The sequence below is a fragment of the Lelliottia sp. F153 genome (assembly GCF_002870005.1).
GTDB lineage: Bacteria > Pseudomonadota > Gammaproteobacteria > Enterobacterales > Enterobacteriaceae > Enterobacter > Enterobacter nimipressuralis.
This window is the reverse complement of sequence record NZ_PKFT01000008.1, coordinates 14,755-33,797: the sequence shown is the minus strand read 5'-3', so window position 1 is coordinate 33,797 and position 19,043 is coordinate 14,755. Positions and strand designations below refer to the sequence as shown.

The 19,043-nt window shown below is 53.9% G+C and carries 19 protein-coding genes and 1 pseudogene; 8 read left to right on the top strand and 12 right to left on the bottom strand.

The window, feature by feature from the left end; genetic code table 11:
- Window positions 1–10: 10 nt before the first annotated feature.
- From F153LOC_RS16605 to mgrB, 4 genes and pseudogenes are all read right to left on the bottom strand, one after another.
- Window positions 11–155 (bottom strand): annotated as a pseudogene (locus tag F153LOC_RS16605) (DUF2627 domain-containing protein).
- Between the two features lie 521 nt (window positions 156–676).
- Entirely contained in the window at window positions 677–1,666 is a 990-nt protein-coding gene (locus F153LOC_RS16595) for an MBL fold metallo-hydrolase (protein WP_102104140.1), read from the bottom strand.
- A gap of 22 nt (window positions 1,667–1,688) precedes the next feature.
- Window positions 1,689–1,979, bottom strand: coding sequence for a YebO family protein (locus tag F153LOC_RS16590; RefSeq protein ID WP_102103967.1), 291 nt, complete (start codon window positions 1,977–1,979; stop codon window positions 1,689–1,691).
- 73 nt (window positions 1,980–2,052) lie between these two features.
- Window positions 2,053–2,196, bottom strand: coding sequence for a PhoP/PhoQ regulator MgrB (gene mgrB, locus F153LOC_RS16585; protein WP_100779813.1), 144 nt, complete (start codon window positions 2,194–2,196; stop codon window positions 2,053–2,055).
- Between the two features lie 160 nt (window positions 2,197–2,356).
- Between mgrB and F153LOC_RS16580 the strand changes: the two genes are divergently transcribed.
- Window positions 2,357–2,596 (top strand): YobH family protein, encoded by a 240-nt coding sequence (locus F153LOC_RS16580; RefSeq protein ID WP_102103968.1) that lies wholly within the window; start codon window positions 2,357–2,359, stop codon window positions 2,594–2,596.
- 60 nt (window positions 2,597–2,656) lie between these two features.
- On the opposite strand, the gene kdgR is transcribed toward F153LOC_RS16580, so the two are convergent.
- On the bottom strand, window positions 2,657–3,448 hold the full coding sequence (kdgR, locus tag F153LOC_RS16575) for a DNA-binding transcriptional regulator KdgR (RefSeq protein WP_100779811.1): 792 nt from the start codon (window positions 3,446–3,448) through the stop codon (window positions 2,657–2,659).
- Window positions 3,449–3,626: 178 nt separating this feature from the next.
- On the opposite strand from kdgR, the gene F153LOC_RS16570 reads away from it, so the two are divergent.
- Window positions 3,627–5,000, top strand: coding sequence for an MFS transporter (locus tag F153LOC_RS16570; protein WP_102103969.1), 1,374 nt, complete (start codon window positions 3,627–3,629; stop codon window positions 4,998–5,000).
- Window positions 5,001–5,054: 54 nt separating this feature from the next.
- Here F153LOC_RS16570 and htpX read toward each other — a convergent pair whose 3' ends face one another.
- The 4 genes from htpX to F153LOC_RS16550 all read right to left on the bottom strand — a co-directional run bounded on the left by htpX (window position 5,055) and on the right by F153LOC_RS16550 (window position 9,479).
- Entirely contained in the window at window positions 5,055–5,936 is an 882-nt protein-coding gene (htpX, locus tag F153LOC_RS16565) for a protease HtpX (protein WP_100779809.1), read from the bottom strand.
- A 193-nt stretch (window positions 5,937–6,129) separates the two neighbouring features.
- On the bottom strand, window positions 6,130–8,178 hold the full coding sequence (prc, locus tag F153LOC_RS16560) for a carboxy terminal-processing peptidase (RefSeq protein WP_102103970.1): 2,049 nt from the start codon (window positions 8,176–8,178) through the stop codon (window positions 6,130–6,132).
- A 19-nt stretch (window positions 8,179–8,197) separates the two neighbouring features.
- Complete coding sequence (proQ, locus tag F153LOC_RS16555; RefSeq protein ID WP_100779807.1) at window positions 8,198–8,884, bottom strand: RNA chaperone ProQ; 687 nt, start codon at window positions 8,882–8,884, stop codon at window positions 8,198–8,200.
- A gap of 97 nt (window positions 8,885–8,981) precedes the next feature.
- On the bottom strand, window positions 8,982–9,479 hold the full coding sequence (locus tag F153LOC_RS16550; RefSeq protein ID WP_100779806.1) for a GAF domain-containing protein: 498 nt from the start codon (window positions 9,477–9,479) through the stop codon (window positions 8,982–8,984).
- Window positions 9,480–9,610: 131 nt separating this feature from the next.
- Here F153LOC_RS16550 and yebS point away from each other — a divergent pair, with 131 nt between their 5' ends.
- The 5 genes from yebS to F153LOC_RS16525 all read left to right on the top strand — a co-directional run bounded on the left by yebS (window position 9,611) and on the right by F153LOC_RS16525 (window position 15,655).
- Complete coding sequence (yebS, locus tag F153LOC_RS16545) at window positions 9,611–10,894, top strand: membrane integrity lipid transport subunit YebS (protein WP_100779805.1); 1,284 nt, start codon at window positions 9,611–9,613, stop codon at window positions 10,892–10,894.
- The gene (locus tag F153LOC_RS16540) at window positions 10,863–13,496 is read left to right on the top strand and encodes a PqiB family protein (protein ID WP_100779804.1); all 2,634 of its coding nucleotides are present in this window, start codon (window positions 10,863–10,865) and stop codon (window positions 13,494–13,496) included. The genes yebS and F153LOC_RS16540 overlap by 32 nt, the downstream gene beginning before the upstream one ends.
- Window positions 13,497–13,571: 75 nt before the next feature.
- Window positions 13,572–15,014, top strand: a complete 1,443-nt coding sequence (gene rsmF / locus F153LOC_RS16535) for a 16S rRNA (cytosine(1407)-C(5))-methyltransferase RsmF (RefSeq protein ID WP_102103971.1) — start codon at window positions 13,572–13,574, stop codon at window positions 15,012–15,014.
- Between the two features lie 104 nt (window positions 15,015–15,118).
- Complete coding sequence (locus tag F153LOC_RS16530) at window positions 15,119–15,358, top strand: YebV family protein (protein WP_100779802.1); 240 nt, start codon at window positions 15,119–15,121, stop codon at window positions 15,356–15,358.
- 105 nt (window positions 15,359–15,463) lie between these two features.
- Window positions 15,464–15,655, top strand: a complete 192-nt coding sequence (locus F153LOC_RS16525) for a YebW family protein (protein WP_100779801.1) — start codon at window positions 15,464–15,466, stop codon at window positions 15,653–15,655.
- On the opposite strand, the gene pphA is transcribed toward F153LOC_RS16525, so the two are convergent.
- Complete coding sequence (gene pphA / locus F153LOC_RS16520) at window positions 15,656–16,300, bottom strand: protein-serine/threonine phosphatase (protein ID WP_102103972.1); 645 nt, start codon at window positions 16,298–16,300, stop codon at window positions 15,656–15,658.
- 168 nt (window positions 16,301–16,468) lie between these two features.
- On the opposite strand from pphA, the gene F153LOC_RS16515 reads away from it, so the two are divergent.
- Window positions 16,469–17,410, top strand: a complete 942-nt coding sequence (locus F153LOC_RS16515) for a VirK/YbjX family protein (protein ID WP_102103973.1) — start codon at window positions 16,469–16,471, stop codon at window positions 17,408–17,410.
- Window positions 17,411–17,815: 405 nt separating this feature from the next.
- On the opposite strand, the gene F153LOC_RS16505 is transcribed toward F153LOC_RS16515, so the two are convergent.
- Both F153LOC_RS16505 and copD read right to left on the bottom strand, forming a co-directional pair.
- Window positions 17,816–18,154, bottom strand: coding sequence for a YebY family protein (locus F153LOC_RS16505; protein ID WP_100779798.1), 339 nt, complete (start codon window positions 18,152–18,154; stop codon window positions 17,816–17,818).
- A gap of 15 nt (window positions 18,155–18,169) precedes the next feature.
- A complete protein-coding gene (copD, locus tag F153LOC_RS16500) occupies window positions 18,170–19,042 on the bottom strand; it encodes a copper homeostasis membrane protein CopD (RefSeq protein ID WP_102103974.1) in 873 nt (290 codons plus the stop codon).
- Window position 19,043: the final 1 nt, after the last annotated feature.

Here is a 19,043-nt window from a genome sequence, read left to right as displayed (position 1 = left end):
GCAAAATTCCTTAGATTGTTTTCTTAGCCCGCAGGCATTGACATAGATAAAACTGAGACATTACTGCTTGAGGCACTAATATAAGGTTCGGCAGAGAAGCGGTATTCAACGACAACGTGTTTACTCAGGACTTCTTTACTGAAAATGCCACACATAAACAGAACTGTACCTCGTTTGACCCAAAACGTGTTATTACATACAACGATAATTATGGCAAGCCATTTTTAAACGTGTCTAGATCCGCCGCACAAACTCCGATCTCAGCCTGCGACATTATGCACAACTGCATGCGCACGCTACCGCCGCCAGACCAAAGCGAACCGCAAGACAGGCGCCAGCGTAGCGCCTGTAATCTAAAGCAATTTTACCTTAGCTCAATCTTTGATATAGATCCAGCCAGCGCCGAAAGTTTAATGAATGCAATGATTGAGTTAGAACAATTTGCGAAAAGTTATGCTGAAATCAACGTAAGGGTTTGAGTTTTACACTGAAATAAACCGGCTATAAATTGTGCGGCTTCATCATATATGTCGGAGATGACAGTTTGGTGTATTGCACCAAAATAATGAAACGTCTTTCATCCTGGTGCAAAAGAAAGCAAGAAAAACGTTTCGATGGAAATACATCTGAGGGACAGGGTTGGAATAGAGAATATATTCAGCGAGGCGGTATTAGATCACAGGGATAAATATTGACCAATTTTCAATATTCTAAACTTGTCGTTAATCCCCGCTTCATTTTCCAGCGCCTGAGTAAGCTCCTGCACCGGCTCGTCGAGGGACTCATCGGCCAGCTCGAACACCCCCCAGTGGATCGGAAATGCGAGCGGCATTCCCATTTGCTGCCAGAGCTTGATGGCAGATTGCGGATCCATATGATGGGCCGACATGAACCAGCGTGGTGCATACGCCCCGGCGGGCAGTGCAGCGGCGGTAATCTGCCCTAAGCGCTGCGGGATGGTGAGCAAATCTGGCGTATAACCCGTATCACCGCTAAACCAAAAACGCTGATCTGCCCCTTCAAATACCCAGCCGCACCACAATGAGCGATTTCTGTCCCAGAAAGTGCGCATACTCCAGTGCTGGGCCGGAACGGCGGTCAGCGTAATCCCCTGAAACACAGCGCTCTGCCACCAGTCCAGCTCAAGAATATTTTTAGCACCGCGACGACGAAACCAGTCGCCGAGGCCCAGCGGCACAAACACAGTGAGTTCAGGGAAACGCCGCAACAGGTGGCGGACAGTAGCGGAATCGAGATGATCGTAATGGTTGTGGGAAATCACCAACGCATCAATGTGTGGAAGCGTGTCGACGGTTAAAACCGGGGATGTCTTGCGTTGCGGTCCAAGAAAAGGGAGCGGCGAGGCGCGTCGGGAAAAAACAGGATCGGTCAGCAAATATTGCCCGCTTAAACGCAGCAGCACACTGGCATGTCCCAGCCACCAGACGCCATCTTCTGGCCGGTCGTTCAGTTCGGCAGGCTGCCACCACTGGCGGATAAATTCGTCATAACCCGGCGTGGGCGGTTTGGGTAATCCCGCCGCTTTGCGCTCCTTGCGCCACCGCTCGACGTCACCGGGCTGATGGCCAGTAAAGTCGAGGTTGCGAAACCCATCGGGAGCATGATGTTTCAGGGAGGGGTTATACCAGGGATTTTTCCAGACCACAGCCACCTCCCCCGCTCATTCGTTAGCGTTCAGCCACCAGACGAATGAAATCATCTTCGTCTTCGTTTACCACTGCTTCAGCGGCTTTAGGGACTTCTTTCTCTTCCGGCTCGTTAGCTTCGCACAGACGACGCAGCAACGCATTCTGGCGTTTCTGCTGATCAAGCAAGGCTTCCAGCAGTTCAATCTGCTCATCCGTGCGAGAACTGGCGCGATTCACAAAGAACCACAGCGCCAGGCCGATAATCATCACGATCAGAGAGATCGCCAGTGAGGCTACGTTCAGTAGCCCCGAATTCAGTAACTCACCCATTTTACCACCTCAATAAAAACGCCATTTTAGCACTGACGCAGAGGAAGGGTACCATCTGTTAGAAAAATGAATGCTACCAGGGGATGAATTGATTTATTGCGCAAATGCCGCTAAAAAACTGTACATCCTGATCGCACATGACATTGATCGTCTGTGTCCACAAAATGACACAGGCAATCAGTACAACAACCAGAATTACCCAGCGAAACTTTTTCACTCCACACTCCGTCTTTTGACCTGATATGACCAGGTTATCACGGTTATCTTAAACAAGGGCTAACTGTACCTGCATCAGAAAATTTTCGGAATCATGCACTTGTTTCATAGAGTAAAACTATTACGCTTAACAGCATTATTAGCAAAAAAATGAGGCATTCATGCGCATCATTATTCGGACAATTATTGTCCTGGCCATTTTATGGATTGGTTTGTTACTGACGGGATACGGCGTGCTGGTGGGGAGCACAGAAAACGCAGCAGGACTGGGGATTCAGTGTAAATATCTGACTGCCAGAGGCACCAGCACCGCGCAATATCTCCACAGTGACAGCGGAATTATTGGTTTATCAAACTGCCCGGTTCTGCGCAAAAGCCAGACAGTAGTCGACAACGGATAAGTCGATTGACTCACAGATACAGAAACGCCGCATTTTCAGCGGCGTTTTTTATTGTCGGATTCAGAACGGATAGTCGTTGTAACCCATTTGTTCTGATATCTTGCGTGCTGCGGTGTGCAGCATGGCAACATACTCGTGCAGACGCTCTTCAGAGAAGCGCAGCGTCGGGAACGAAATACTCAGGCCTGCAATGACGACACCGAAGCGGTCAAACACTGGAACGCCGATACAACGCAGCCCCTCTTCCTGCTCCTGATTGTCTTCGCCGTAACCCTGCTCACGCACGTGATCCAGCACGGCCAGCAACTCTTCAGTGCTGGTAATTGTGCGCTCGGTGCTGCGTTTGTATTCCACACCTTCAAGGATCTCTTTGACTTCCTCGCGATCGCGCCACGCCAACAGCACTTTACCGATGGCGGTACTATAGAGCGGGTTACGACGACCAATGCGCGAATACATGCGCAGGTTGTACATAGAGTCGATTTTATGGATATAGACAATGCTGTCTTCATCCAGCGCGCCCAGGTGGACGGTCTCTTTTGTTAAGCGTGAAAGCTCGCGCATCTGAATATCCGCGCTGCGGATCAGATCGACGTTTTGCAGCGCGCGGGCACCAAGTTCGAACAGTTTCAGGGTCAGAGAATATTTCTCTGATTCACCTTCCTGTGCGACATAACCCAGGGATTTCATGGTTTGCAGAAAGCGATAAACGGTGCTTTTTGACATCATCACACGCTGCGATAACTCTGTAATACCAATTTCGCGCTCTTCACCCAGCGCCTGTAAGATGCCAAACACCTTCAGCACGGAAGAAACAGAATCTGGCTGCTTATCCAAATCTGCGATTGCCATTTATCACCTCATTGAGAGTGTTTTATAAAAATCAGAACCGGTTTTTATTATAAATTCGTGACCGAGATGCTGCAATCAATCTGCGTTTACTTCGTTACAAATCTGCGACATAAAACCGAAATAACAGTGCTAAAATAGTGATTCTGATAATAATATCACTCTGAGCGTTTCATTTCCCATGGAAAAACTGTCCTCTGATGGCTTGCCCTTACCGCAACGGTACGGCGCGATCGCGACCATTATCATTGGTATTTCAATGGCGGTGCTTGATGGTGCCATAGCCAACGTGGCGCTCCCGACCATCGCCAGCGACCTGCACGCGTCTCCCGCCAGCTCCATTTGGGTGGTCAATGCTTACCAGATCGCCATCGTAGTTTCGCTGCTTTCGTTCTCGTTTCTCGGCGACATGTTCGGCTATCGCCGCGTCTACCAGTGCGGGTTGGTCGTCTTTACCCTGACCTCTCTTTTTTGCGCCCTGTCTGACTCGCTGCACACCCTGACATTTGCGCGTATTGCGCAGGGGTTCGGCGGGGCTGCGCTGATGAGCGTCAATACCGCACTGATCCGCCTGATATACCCTCAGCGCCAGCTTGGGCGCGGGATGGGGATCAACTCTTTCATTGTCGCAGTCTCTTCTGCCGCCGGGCCGACTATCGCGGCAGCGATTCTCTCGGTGGCGTCGTGGCAGTGGCTGTTCCTGATTAACGTTCCGCTGGGGATTATCGCCCTGCTCTTTGCCCTGCGCTATTTGCCTGAAAACAGTGCTAAGAGTGCTATGCCACGTTTCGATCTTCCCAGCGCAGTGATGAATGCCCTGACCTTTGGTCTGCTGATCACGGCGCTTAGCGGATTTGCTCAGGGACAATCCCTCACGCTCATTGCCGCTGAAATCGTTGCGATGCTGATCATCGGCTACTTTTTCGTGCGCCGTCAGCTGGCGTTGCCCGTCCCTCTTTTGCCTGTTGATCTGCTGCGTATTCCTCTCTTTTCTCTTTCCATCGGGACGTCCATCTGCTCGTTCTGCGCCCAGATGCTGGCGCTGGTTTCGCTGCCCTTTTTCTTGCAAGGCGTGATTGGACGAACGGAAGTGGAGACCGGGCTGCTGCTGACCCCCTGGCCGCTGGCAACCATGGTGATGGCCCCGCTTGCGGGCTATCTCATTGAACGCGTTCATGCGGGTTTACTGGGTGCGCTAGGACTGGTGGTGATGGCAACCGGGCTATTCGCGCTGGCGATGTTGCCTTCTGCGCCAACGGATCTGGATATTATCTGGCGAATGGTGCTTTGCGGAGCCGGTTTTGGTCTGTTCCAGTCACCGAACAACCACACCATCATTACTGCCGCACCGCGCCATCGCAGCGGCGGCGCCAGTGGAATGCTCGGCACCGCGCGCCTGTTAGGTCAAAGTTCTGGTGCCGCACTGGTGGCGCTAATGTTTAACCTTGCCGGGCAGAATGGCACACATCTGGCCCTGTTTACCGCCGGAACGCTGGCGACTATCGCCGCCATTATCAGCGGCCTGCGCGTGACGCAACCCCGATCACAGGCATAAAAAAAGCCGGGCGGCAATGTCTGCTCAACCCGGCTTCTTTCTCATACTGCTCGCTTACTTGATGTATTCCCCACTGCGCAGCGCTTCGATACGTTTATCCAGCGGCGGGTGAGTCATGAACAGTTCGCTCAGCGATTTCGATTTACCATTGATGCAGAATGCCATCATGCTGGTCGCTTCCTGCGGTTCGTAGCTGGTTTTCAGACGCTGCAGCGCAGCAATCATCTTCTCGCGGCCCACCAGTTTTGCCGAGCCCGCATCCGCATGGAACTCACGATGACGGGAGAACCACATGGTAATAATGCTCGCCAGAATACCGAACACCAGTTCCAGCACTGTCGCTACAGCGAAGTAAATCAGCGGGTTGCCGTTGCTCTCTTCACCTTCATCACGATTTCCGCCCATAAATCCGGCAGCAATCTGCGCCAGAATACGAGAGATGAAGATAACGAAGGTGTTTACCACGCCCTGAATCAAGGTCATGGTGACCATGTCACCGTTGGCGATGTGGCTGATTTCATGAGCAATAACCGCTTCCGCTTCGTCACGGCTCATGTTCTGCAACAGACCGGTGCTCACGGCCACCAGCGAGGCATCGCGGCGCGCACCGGTAGCAAAGGCGTTAATGTCCGGCGCGTGGTAAATCGCCACCTGCGGCATAGCGATACCCGCCTGGCGAGACTGTTGTGCCACCGTGTTCATCAGCCACTGTTCCATATCGTTCCGTGGCTGCTCGATCACTTCCCCACCGACCGATTTTAGTGCCATCCACTTGGACATCAGCAGCGAAATAAACGATCCACCAAAACCGAACAGCAGCGCCATAATCAGCAGACCTTGAACGCTGCTCGATTGGATCCCTGTCAGGCTTAGCACAAGCCCGAAAACCACCATAACCGCAAGGTTGGTGACCAGGAAGAGCGCGATTCGCATCATAATTTTCTTTTAACCTCTGTTTAACAAAACGCACTATGCGATTACCCACATCGTATGGGTATTGTGGCCATTTTCAAGGATTCAGGGGGCGTAAGTCACCAGAAAGACACAACTTTACATTGTTTATGGGCTTGCTGACGGGAGGATGCAGAACTAAAAAAAACAGGCACAATTTCTTGTGCCTGTTGAGGTGTTATTTTGCCGGAGCGGGCTGAACGGCGGGCTTGCTCTTTTCCTGGTTTGCCAGGTCGAGAGCGATATGCACCGTCTCATCCAGATACGGATCGGGCTCCTGGTAATCCTTCGGCAGGTCATCCAGGTTTTTCAGTAACGGCTTGCCTTCACGTTTAAAGCGATCGTTGATGCGTGCCAGACGCGTGGCATCATCTTCGTTGTTCTCTTTTTCACGCTGAGCGAAGTTAAGCGAGACGATATTCCGTTTTTCTTTCAGTGCATTAAAGCGAGCAATGTCCTTCATGATGTACTGGAATTCCGGATCTTTCGCGATGCGATCGTTATGCGCTTTCAGCAGCTCAGGACCGAACTGGGTCATGTCGCCCGCTTTCACGAAGGTGGCAGCATTAATGCTGTCCCACGGCAACGCATTGTCTTCAAACTTCTCGCCTGTTTCCGTCTCTTCGGTACCGGTCGGCATCATGATATCTGGGGTCACGCCTTTACGTTGCGTACTGCCGCCATTCACGCGATAGAACTTCTGAATGGTGTACTGTACGGAACCCAGCGCAGGCCACTCAGGACGCAGCATCTGATCGTAAATACGGTTAAGGGAACGGTACTGCTGCACCGTGCCTTTACCGAAGGTTGGTTCACCCACAATCAGCGCACGACCATAGTCCTGCATCGCCGCGGCAAAGATTTCTGATGCTGAGGCGCTAAAGCGATCGACCAGCACCACCAGCGGACCTTTGTAGTACACGACACCATCGGTATCAGCGTCTTCACGCACTTTACCGTTGTTATCGCGAACCTGAACAACCGGACCCGATGGGATAAACAGGCCAGAAAGCGAAACCGCTTCGGTCAGTGCCCCACCGCCGTTGGTACGCAGGTCGATAATCACGCTGCTGACATTCTGCTTTTCAAGCTTCTGCAACTGGACTTTGACATCGTCTGTCAGGCCAACGTAGAAGCCCGGAATATCAAGCACGCCGACTTTTTCTTTGCCGACGGTTTTCACGGACATTTTCACAGCGCGATCTTCAAGACGAATGCGCTCACGCGTCAGGGTCACGATACGGGTTTTGGTGCCTTTACCCGCAGGCAGGATCTCAAGGCGAACCTTGCTGCCTTTCGGGCCTTTGATCTGCGCGACCACGTCATCCAGACGCCAGCCGATCACATCGACCATGTTCTGGCCCGTTTGACCGACGCCGACGATACGATCGCCTACGCTAATCGCTTTGCTTTTCGACGCCGGGCCGCCTGCCACCATGGAGTTGATGACCGTATAGTCTTCATCCATTTGCAGCACCGCACCAATCCCTTCCAGAGACAGGCTCATCTCGGTATTGAATTGTTCAGTGTTGCGTGGGGAGAGGTAGTTCGTGTGCGGGTCGATTTCGTGAGCAAAGGCGGTCATCGCCAGGGAGAACACGTCTTCACTGTTGGTCTGTGCGAGACGACGAATGGCTGATTTGTAACGACGGGTCAGCGTTTCGCGGATCTCTTTCTCATCTTTACCGGTGAGTTTGAGGCTCAGCTCATCGAATTTCACTTTGCCGTCCCACAGCGCATTCAGCTCGGCTTCTTCTTTTGGCCAGGGCGCTTTGCTGCGGTCAAGATTAAAGTTGTCGTTGCCGGTAAAGTCCATTGGACGTTCCAGCACTTTCAGCGCGTATTGATAACGTTCAAAACGACGCTTCTGGGATAGGTTGTAGAGATCGTAGAACAGGTCGAGTTTACCGCTGCGCAGCTCATCGCCCACGTCGGTTTTACGTTTTGCGAACTGTTCAATATCACTGGCCAGCAGCACGTTGTGGCTGTAATCCAGCAGGTTCAGATACCGATCGAAAATCTTAGCCGAAAAGGCCTGATCGAGATCGAACTGACGATAATGTGAACGGGTGAAGCGCGAAGTGACGCGCTCACTGACCGTTGCGTGCTGGGTCTCTTCCTTTAAAACCGGGATTTGATCCGCACGCGTGATATCGTCCACTGCGAAGGCGTGGCCTGTTATCGCAAACAGGCCAGCCAGCGCGGTGATCTTAAAAAGAGTGTTCATGCCAGGCTTGGCCTCCGTTTCAGAACACCAGGTGTTCTGCGCGTACAATCATTGACATACCAGAAGTCAGCTGTACACGAACGCCATCTTTGGTGATTTCGAGTACGGTGGCGTCCATCGCATTGTTACCCGCTTTCACCTTCAGAGCCTGACCGACGCTCAGGGCGTTAATGTCAGAAACTGGAGTGTGGCGTTGTTCTTCGCGAGGCGCACGCTGTGCTTTAGCGGCTGGTTTATCAGCACGCGGTTTGCGATCGCTGTTCTCACTACGACGTGGAGCAGGACGCGGTTTACGCTCACGGCGAGGCGCTTCTTCTTGGCCATTTGCCGCAGCAGCTTCGCGTTTTTTCGCCTGCTGCTCAGCACGCTGTGCCTGAACACGCGCTTTGGCCTCTTCAAGCTGCTTACGTGCGTGCTCAACGTGCTGTTCGTCCAGCTCACCGCAAGGGTTGCCGTCGAGATCGACACGGGTCGCGCCCAGCTTGATACCGTAAAGGTAACGCCAGCTTGAAGTATAAAGACGTAAGGCAGAGCGCAGTTGAGTTTTGCTGAGATTCATCTCACCCTCAACGCGCGCTACCAGATCCTGAAAAATACCAATTTTCAGGGGACGAGCTTCGCCTTCAGCAGTGAAACACTGTGGGAAACGCTCAGCCAGAAAGGCAATGACTTCTTTACTACTGTTCAACTTAGGTTGATTTTCCATGAAATTTCCTGATTACAACGGACGTTGCCAACTAGCCGCAGGCATGAACAGGCGACATTATAATGACGCCATCAGTAAATGCTACGTTATCCGTTGATTATCCTGCGACGCTCGCAAAGAATTTTTGATAATCGGTCGCGTTTAATACGTTTTCGAGATTAGCGACCAGTTCACGCAGCCCTTGTTCGTCCTCGGCGCTAAAGCGTCCAAAGACCGTGCTGTCGATATCCAGTACGCCAATAATCTGATTTTTCACTGTCAGCGGCAGAACGATTTCGGAGTTACTCGCCGAATCGCACGCAATGTGTCCGTCGAAGGCATGCACATCTTCAACGCGCTGAACCTGATTTTGCGCCACCGCAGTTCCACAAACACCACGTCCCACAGGGATCCGCACACAGGCAAGCTTGCCCTGGAAGGGTCCGAGCACCAGCGTTTCCCCTTCCAGAAGGTAGAAACCAGCCCAGTTCACATCCGACAGACGCTCAAACAGCAGCGCACTGGTGTTGGCCAGTGTCGCTAAAAAACTGGTCTCACCTGTCATCAATGCCTGGAAATCGCGGTTCAAATCCGCGTAGAATTCTGTTTTGTTCATTAATCAATCACTTGGTTGTCGTACAAAAAAGAGAGCATAGCCTAATAAAATAAACATTAAATGCGCTCATTCTCAAGATGAATCCCAAGATGAGTTAATATAACGTTAATTAATCCTTTAATGCGCGACTGATGGCACTCAATACTCCAAGAATTACGCCGGCAAAAAAGATCACTGTCCACTCGGTCAGCGATGCGCTGCCTCGTGAACATTATCAGCGTTGTCCGCAGTGCGATACGCTTTTTATGTTGCCGAAGATGAAATCGCATCAGAGCGCGTATTGCCCGCGCTGCGACGCTAAAATTCGCGATGGACGCGACTGGTCTCTCACCCGTCTGGCGGCGATGGCCGTCACCATGCTCCTGCTGATGCCCTTCGCATGGGGCGAACCGCTGCTCAAATTGTACCTGCTCGGCGTGCGTATCGACGCCAACCTGCTGATGGGGATCTGGCAAATGACCCAGCAGGGCGATCCTCTGACCGGCGCAATGGTGCTGTTTTGCACCGTCGGCGCGCCGTTAGTGCTGGTGGCTGCCATTGCCTATCTCTGGTTTGGCAATATTCTGGGCATGAATCTCCGCCCGGTCCTGCTGATGCTCGAGAAGCTCAAAGAGTGGGTGATGCTGGATATCTATCTGGTCGGCATCGGCGTGGCGTCGATCAAGGTACAGGACTACGCTTTTTTACAGCCCGGCATCGGCCTGTTTGCCTTTGTCGCGCTGGTATTACTGAGCATCATGACGCTGATCCATCTGAATGTGGAACAACTCTGGGAGCGCTTTTATCCTCAGCGCCCTGCGACGCGGCCTGATCCCAGTCTGCGCGTCTGCCTCGGCTGTCATTTTACCGGCCTGCCCGACGCACGGGGTCGCTGCCCGCGCTGTCACATTCCGTTACGTCTGCGCCGTAAGCAAAGCCTGCAAAAATGCTGGGCCGCACTGATTGCCTCCATCGTGCTGCTGCTTCCCGCTAACCTGTTACCGATTTCGATCATTTACGTTAACGGTGCGCGGCAGGAAGACACTATCATGTCGGGGATTGTGTCACTGGCGAGCAGTAACTTTGCCGTGGCGGGAGTGGTTTTTATTGCCAGTATCCTTGTGCCCTTTACCAAAGTTCTGGTTATGTTCACCTTGCTCATCAGCATTCAGTTTAAGTGTGAGCAAGGATTACGCACGCGGATCCTGTTACTGCGGTTTGTGACCTGGATTGGCCGCTGGTCGATGCTCGATCTGTTTGTTATTTCGTTGATGATGTCGCTGATCAATCGCGATCAGTTACTCGCTTTTACCATGGGACCCGCGGCTTTTTATTTCGGCTCTGCGGTGATATTGACTATTCTTGCAGTGGAATGGCTGGATAGCCGCTTACTTTGGGATGCACATGAGTCAGGAAACGCCCGCTTCGACGACTGAAGCGAGAATTAAAACAAAACGCCGCATTTCGCCATTCTGGTTGCTGCCCGTCATCGCATTGATGATTGCGGGTTGGCTGATCTGGACGAGTTATCAGGATCGCGGCAATACCATCACCATTGACTTCCAGACGGCGGACGGCATCGTCGCAGGGCGTACCCCTGTGCGCTTCCAGGGCGTCGAAGTGGGAACCGTCGAGGATATCCGGCTCGGCAAAGATCTGAACAAAATTCAGGTTCGCGCCAGTATTAAAGCCGATATGCAAGACTCCCTGCGCAGTGATACGCAGTTCTGGCTGGTGACACCTAAAGCCTCTCTGGCGGGCGTTTCCGGGCTGGACGCGCTGGTCGGCGGGAACTATATCGGCATGATGCCCGGTAAAGGTGAGCCGCAAGACCATTTCACCGCGCTGGACACCCAGCCAAAATACCGGCTGAACAATGGCGATCTAATGATCCACCTGCATTCGCCGGATTTAGGCTCGCTCAACAGCGGATCGATCGTCTACTTCCGTAAAATTCCGGTTGGGCGCGTGTATGACTACGCCATTAACCCCAACAAACAGGGCGTGACTATCGACGTCCTGATCGAGCGGCGCTTCACCGGCCTGGTGAAAAAAGGCAGCCGCTTCTGGAATGTGTCAGGCGTGGATGCCGACGTCAGTTTCAGCGGCGCGAAAGTGAAGCTTGAAAGCCTGGCGGCACTGGTTAATGGGGCTATCGCCTTCGACTCACCGGAGAACTCTGATGCAGCCACTGCCGATGATAACTTCGGGCTGTACGCCGATCTGGCCCACAGCCAGCGCGGCGTCATTGTCAAACTGGCCCTCTCAGACGCCAAAGGGCTGAACGCCGGTTCAACGCCGTTAATGTATCAGGGATTGCAGGTGGGCCAGCTCACCAAACTGACGCTGAACCCTGGCGGCTCCGTGACCGGCGAAATGACGGTGGACCCGAGCGTGGTCGACCTTCTGCGTGAAAAAACGCGCATCGAGCTGCGGAACCCGAAAATCTCGTTGAGTGACGCCAGCATCAGCAGCCTGCTGACGGGCAGCACCTTCGAGTTGATCCCAGGGGAAGGCCAGCCTAACAACAATTTCGTTATCGCCCCTGCCGATAAAGCCTTACTGCAAAAACCTGGTGTCATGACACTGACCCTGACGGCACCTGAAAGCTACGGTATCGAAGCCGGTCAGCCGCTGATTCTGCACGGCGTGCAGGTCGGCCAGGTTCTGGAACGCAAGCTGACGGAAAAAGGCGTCACCTTCTCCGTCGCCATCGATCCGCAATACCGGGATCTGGTACACGGCGACAGCAAATTTGTGGTTAACAGCCGGGTAGACGTTAAGGTCGGACTTGACGGCGTAGAGTTCCTTGGAGCCAGCGCCAGCGAATGGATCAACGGCGGCGTTCGTATTCTGCCTGGCCAAAAAGGTGAGATGCGTGACAGCTATCCACTGTACGCCAATCTGGACAAAGCGATTGAAAACAGCCTGAGCGATATGCCGACCACCACCCTCACCCTGCGAGCCGACACGCTGCCGGACGTGCAGGCCGGATCTGTGGTGCTGTACCGCAAGTTTGAGGTGGGCGAAGTAATCACCGTGCGCCCACGCGCCGACGCGTTTGATATCGAACTGCATATCAAGCCGGAGTACCGCAATCTGCTGACCGCCAACAGCGTCTTCTGGGCCGAAGGCGGCGCGAAAGTGCAGCTTAACGGCAGCGGCCTGACCGTGCAGGCCTCTCCCCTCTCCCGCGCGCTGCGCGGTGCCATCAGCTTCGATAATTTAAGCGGCGCAGGGGCCAATCAGCGTAAAGGCGATAAACGCATTCTCTATCCATCAGAAACGGCGGCGCGCGCAGTGGGCGGCCAGATTACGCTCCACGCCTTTGATGCGGGCAAGCTCTCTGAAGGGATGCCGATTCGCTATCTGGGCATTGATATCGGGCAGCTCCAGAAGCTGACCCTGATTACCGCGCGTAACGAAGTGCAGGCCACTGCGGTGCTGTATCCGGAGTACATGCAAAACTTTGCCCGCAACGGCACGCGTTTCTCGGTGGTGACACCGCAGATCTCTGCCGCCGGCGTTGAGCATCTCGATACCATTCTCCAGCCGTACATTAACGTCGAGCCGGGTAACGGTAACGTGCGCCGAGACTTTGAGCTGCAGGAAGCGACCATCACTGACTCCCGTTATCTGGACGGGCTGAGCATTGTGGTCGAAGTCCCGGAAGCCGGTTCAATGAGTATCGGCACGCCGGTGCTGTTCCGTGGAATTGAAGTAGGAACCGTCACCGGCCTGACGCTGGGAACCCTGTCAGATCGTGTGATGGTGGGTCTGCGCATCAGCGAGCGCTACCAGCATCTGGTGCGCAACAACTCCGTCTTCTGGCTGGCATCGGGATACTCCCTCGATTTCGGTCTGACCGGCGGCGTGGTGAAAACCGGGACCTTTAATCAGTTCATTCGCGGCGGGATCGCCTTTGCGACTCCACCAGGCACACCGCTCGCACCGAAAGCGCAGCCGGGCAAACACTTCCTGTTGCTCGAAAGCGAACCGAAAGAGTGGCGTGAATGGGGCACCGCGCTGCCACGTTAATCATCAGCTCCGGTGTCAACGCACCGGAGCCTTTATGATACACTGCGCGCCTTATCTACTCCCTGTGGTACGCCCGTGGCTCAACATTCTGCTTTTCTTCCTGACGAATTCCTGGCGCACATGCGCGAGGCACTTCCCGCTCATCTCTCAATGGATGATTTTATCGCCGCTTGCCAGCGTCCGCTGCGTCGCAGCATCCGCGTCAATACGCTTAAAATCAGCGTGGCCGATTTCCTGGCACTGGTTTCGCCCTACCGCTGGCAACTGACGCCGGTGCCCTGGTGTGCGGAAGGATTCTGGATTGAGCGTGATGACGAAGATGCCCTGCCGCTGGGAAGCACCGCCGAACATTTAAGCGGGTTGTTTTATATTCAGGAAGCCAGCTCCATGCTGCCCGTTGCCGCGCTGTTTGCCGACGAAAATCAGCCGCTGCGCGTGATGGACGTGGCCGCCGCACCAGGGTCTAAAACCACACAGATCGCCGCCCGCATGGGCAATCAGGGCGCAATTCTCGCCAATGAGTTTTCGGCGAGCAGGGTTAAAGTTCTGCATGCGAATATCAGCCGCTGTGGGATCAGCAACGTCGCCCTGACCCACTTCGATGGCCGCGTCTTTGGTGCCGCCGTGCCAGAATCTTTCGATGCCATCCTGCTGGATGCGCCGTGCTCGGGCGAAGGCGTGGTGCGTAAAGATCCCGATGCGCTTAAAAACTGGTCTGTCGCCAGCAATCTTGAGATCGCCGCCACCCAGCGCGAGCTGATTGACAGCGCCTTTCACGCTCTGCGCCCGGGTGGAACGCTGATTTACTCCACCTGCACCCTGAACCGCGATGAAAACGAATCCGTGTGCCTGTGGCTAAAAGAGCAGTATCCGCAGGCCGTCGAATTCCTGCCGCTGAATGCGCTTTTCGAGGGGGCCAAAGCGGCGCTGACTCCCGAAGGTTTCCTGCACGTGTTCCCGCAGATTTTCGACTGCGAAGGGTTTTTCGTCGCGCGACTGCGTAAAACAGCGGCGATCGACGCCTTACCGGCACCTAAATTTAAAGTTGGCAATTTCCCATTCGCCCCGTTAAAGGGCCGTGAAACCGCGCAGATCACCGAAGCGGCACAAAAAGTTGGCCTTCACTGGGATGAAAACCTTCGCCTGTGGCAGCGTGATAAAGAGATCTGGCTCTTCCCGGTCGAGATCGAACCGCTGATTGGCAAAGTGCGCTTCTCCCGTATCGGCATGCGCCTGGCCGAAGTGCATAACAAAGGCTATCGCTGGCAGCATGAGGCCGTCATCGCCCTTGCCGGTAGCGACAATACATTTGCACTGACCCACAAAGAGGCAGAAGAGTGGTATCGCGGTCGCGACGTCTACCCGGAACAGACGCCACCGGCTGACGAAATGATCGTCACTTATCAGGGCTTCCCGCTGGGTCTGGCGAAAAAAGTCGGCTCACGCCTCAAGAACAGCTACCCGCGTGAACTGGTTCGCGATGGTCGCCTGTTTACCGGTAACGATCTCAGCGAATAAAAAACAGCACATTTTCACTGGCACTTTTGCTCTCCTGCACTACGCTGAAAAATGGGCGACAACACTGGTCGTACCAGATTTTCAGCAAACCTGCGGAGAGCATTATGACGAAAACCAGCGTGCGTATTGGCGCTTTTGAGATCGACGATGCAGAATTGCGCGGCGATAATCAGGGCGATCGAACGTTAACCATTCCCTGTAAATCCGATCCCGATTTATGTATGCAGCTTGATGCCTGGGACGCTGACACCAGCATTCCGGCTATCCTGGATGGCGAACATTCCGTGCTATACCGTGAACATTACGATCAGCAGTCCGATGCCTGGGTCATGCGCCTTGCCTGATTCCAATAGAACCCGCCCGAAGGCGGGTTATTTATGCCCCTCGATTTCCCCTGCGACAAATCCTCCCCTACACTAACCATTCGGAAGCCAGATTCAGAGGATGAGATGTTCGCACTGGTACTGTTTGTTTGTTACCTGGACGGCGGCTGCGACGACATCGTGATTGATGTCTACAACACCGAGATGCAGTGCGTTGCCTCGAAAAAAGAGCAGCGAATTCGTCACGGCGGTTGTTACCCTGTCGAGGAGTTTATCGATAGCTTCTGGACACCGGCCCAGGAGTACAGTGACTTTTAGCTACTGGAGCTGGGCGAGCGTCAGCGTGCCGCCAAACACGGCGCCGGTGTCGATATAGTGCAGATTGCCGAAATCACAGCGCTTCGCAAGCGGCGTGTGACCAAACCAGAAATGATCCGCGCCGCTAATCCCTTCACCTTTGCCCGCCATCATGCCCGTTAACCGCGAGCGATCCCACAGCACACGGTGCTGACTGACGGGCTTACCGCGCAGATAAGTGTCCGCTGGGTAATCGGCATGAGCCACCACATTTATCCCGCGGGTGCAGATTATTTCAATAATTAGCGGTAATTGTCGGCACGCGTCGAGCAATGCAATAGCGTCTAATTTTTGCGGGTTTGTCAGACGGGAAAACCATATACCCCCATTGAGGGTCCAGAGAGCAAAATCGTTATTACTGAGCGCGTCAATCGCCATTTGCTCATGATTCCCGCGCACCGCGCGAAACCATTTTTCGCGTATAAGTTGCAGAGATTTAACGCTCTCCGGCCCGCGATCGATCAGGTCACCCACCGAAATAAGTAAATCCTCATAGGGATTAAAATGGCGCTGTTTTAATTCATCCATAAGCGGGTGGTAGCAACCATGAATGTCGCTCACGACCCAGATATGACGCCACTGTTGACCATCAAGTATTTGGTACATAGCCCCTCCATAAAGAAGTATAGCGAATACCCGATTTTCAGGATCTGGCGTCATGACACAGCTAACTTCAATCGAAATTAAACGAAACCGAAATAAAGGTTTAGCAGCTCTTAAATCGTTACATCCTGACCCTTAGAATAGAGCCAGAATTCTAAAGAGGTCACCATCGTGTCGAACACCAGCCTGCAAAATGATGTGCCAGAGGCACAGCCTGCCAATATTATTTCCTCTCTGACAACGGGTCAGCTTATCCCAGGCCCAATCTGGAGAAAGCGCGATTATCGGATTAAGTTCTTTCTGCGCTCACTGTTATTCTGGTCTTCGACAAACCGCATGCTAAGTGCGCTGGCTCATCGCGCCGATTTTGACCGTTTGCTGGCAGCGCAGGTCACCCTGCCGAGCAAAACCCATCGTCAGTACCTGACGCGCGGGATAAATGCGAATCAGCGTGCCGAGGCGATCGTTCGCCACTATGAGTGGATCGATGCCCTGCCGGATACCCGTCTTGCCAATGCGTTCACTCATCCGGTGGCTCAGCCGGTGGTTCACTTCCAGGCCAAGGATGACGCGCGCTACAGCGTTTATGCCTCGTCCGCCAGCAAAGCGGAGCGCGAAGGTGAGAGCACCCTGTGGCTGCGTGATGAAGAGGACACCCTGCTGGCAAGCCTGACCTTCAGCGTTGTTCCTGAGGGCGAGCATTCGGCGCTGGTCATTGGCGGATTGCAAGGCCCGCGTCGCGGAGTGACGCGTGAAACGATCAAGAAAGCGACCCGCGCCTGCCACGGCCTGTTCCCGAAACGGGTGCTGATGGAGGTCATTTTTAACCTCGCCGCTCATAGCGATATAAAATCCATTTACGGCGTCAGCGACGAAGGGCACGTCTTCCGCGCCCTGCGCTATCGCCTGAGCAAAGGCCGCCATTTCCACGCCAGCTACGACGAATTCTGGGCCTCCATCGACGGGCAGAAAGTCTCCAGCTTCCGCTGGCAGTTGCCGCTGCAGATGGAGCGTAAATCTCTGGAAGAGATTGCCAGCAAAAAACGTGCAGAATATCGCCGCCGCTTTGGCCTTTTGGATGAAATTGCCGATGCGATTAACGCTCGCTTTTAATCTGTGTGGTGGCGTTCGCCTTCGCACAAAAATTTAACAAAACCGCCAAAAAGCGCTGGACTTTCGCCCGTCTGATTGTGGTATGGTTAAATCAGAGGCGCAGGACGTTCCTCATCTGTCATGAGTGAGAGCAGGAAAAGACTTTTACTTTCATGCAGATAAAAAGAGACCGAATACGATTCCTGTATTCGGTCCAGGGAAATGGCTCTTGGGAGAGAGCCGTGCGCTAAAAGTTGGCATTAATGCAGGCTCAAGTCGCCTGACACTTTAAGAATAGATGACGACGCCAGGTTTTCCAGTCCGCAGCAAAAGTGGCCGGAAAATTTCACGTTCGAGCATCCTGAAACGAAAAAACCGCAGTACTTCCTGTAAGAAGACTGCGGTTTTTTTATTGGAAAGCAGAGACTAGCAGAGCGTCTCAGCTCGCTCGATAAAGGGTGCAAGACTCATCTTCTGACTCGGGTTTTGCGGGTCGTCAATCTGGATGATACTGATAGGCTGACCGTTGCTTTTGCCGCTGGCGACCTGCTTCTCGGCGACGTCATTCAGCGGATACTGCACCAGCGTGCTCGGGTTGATGGCGTACAGCGCATGGCCCGGACGGCAGGTCAGCATCACCTCTTCACGGTTAAAGGCCCATTTGTCTTTACCCACCTCGAAGCGACTCACGGTAATCACCTGTGGGGCGGCAAACGCGGAACCGGCGCACGCCAGCAATACGAGAGAAAGGACTGTTTTTTTCATACGTTTTAAACCTTGTCAGAAAGGCTCCCAGGTCGCGAAAAGACTGACGATTGCCAGCACCAGCGCGCCCAGAACCACCTCAGCCTGTGTCATCCAGATAAAGAATTGTTGTTCGCGCCCCGATTCAGGACGAAATCGTGGCACCAGAAAATACCGATTCAGCAGCGCAATTACCACCATCATCGCCACCAGCGCACATTTCAACAACAGCAGTTGCCCGTATTCCGTGCGCCACGGCCAGTTCAGCCCGAGGATCAGCAGCATATTGATGACCCCGGTCAGGATCACGCCCGCCACGGCATAATGTCCCACGCGGGAAAAACGCATCATGGTATAGATAGCCGGAACGCGCCAGCGCCCTTTCGCCAACCGCATGCAAAAGACGAGTGGCAGCAACGCGCCCACCCAGGTGGCTGCGCTGAGCAGATGGACTGCGTGGTTCAGGCGTTGCACGATCCCCGCAACTCCGTCACGCATCGCCGCATGGCCGACTCCCGCCAGCAAAATAAACTGGCCGATAGCAAGCAACAGCAGTAGACGCGCGCTTTTCGCAGGTGCGATCCACGCCGCACAAGCGGTCAGGACCGCAAAGACGATTTGCCACAGCCAGACGCCGCCAAAGCGGGTGCTGGCCACTGCGTGCCAGATCTGCGGCTGGATAACATCACCCCAGCCGTCGCCCATCAGCCCGCCCTGCACAGCCAGCATCAGCAGCACCGCCGACAAACTCGCCAGCGCCGCGATCTTTTGCTGCCACTGGAAGCGGCGCGTCATCAGCCGTTGCAGGGAAAAGGGAGCCAGCCACGCGCTGTAAAACGCATTGCCAAAAATCAGCATCAGCGCCGCAAAATGGATAAAGCGCAGGGCGACGTAACTGAACGCCAGCATG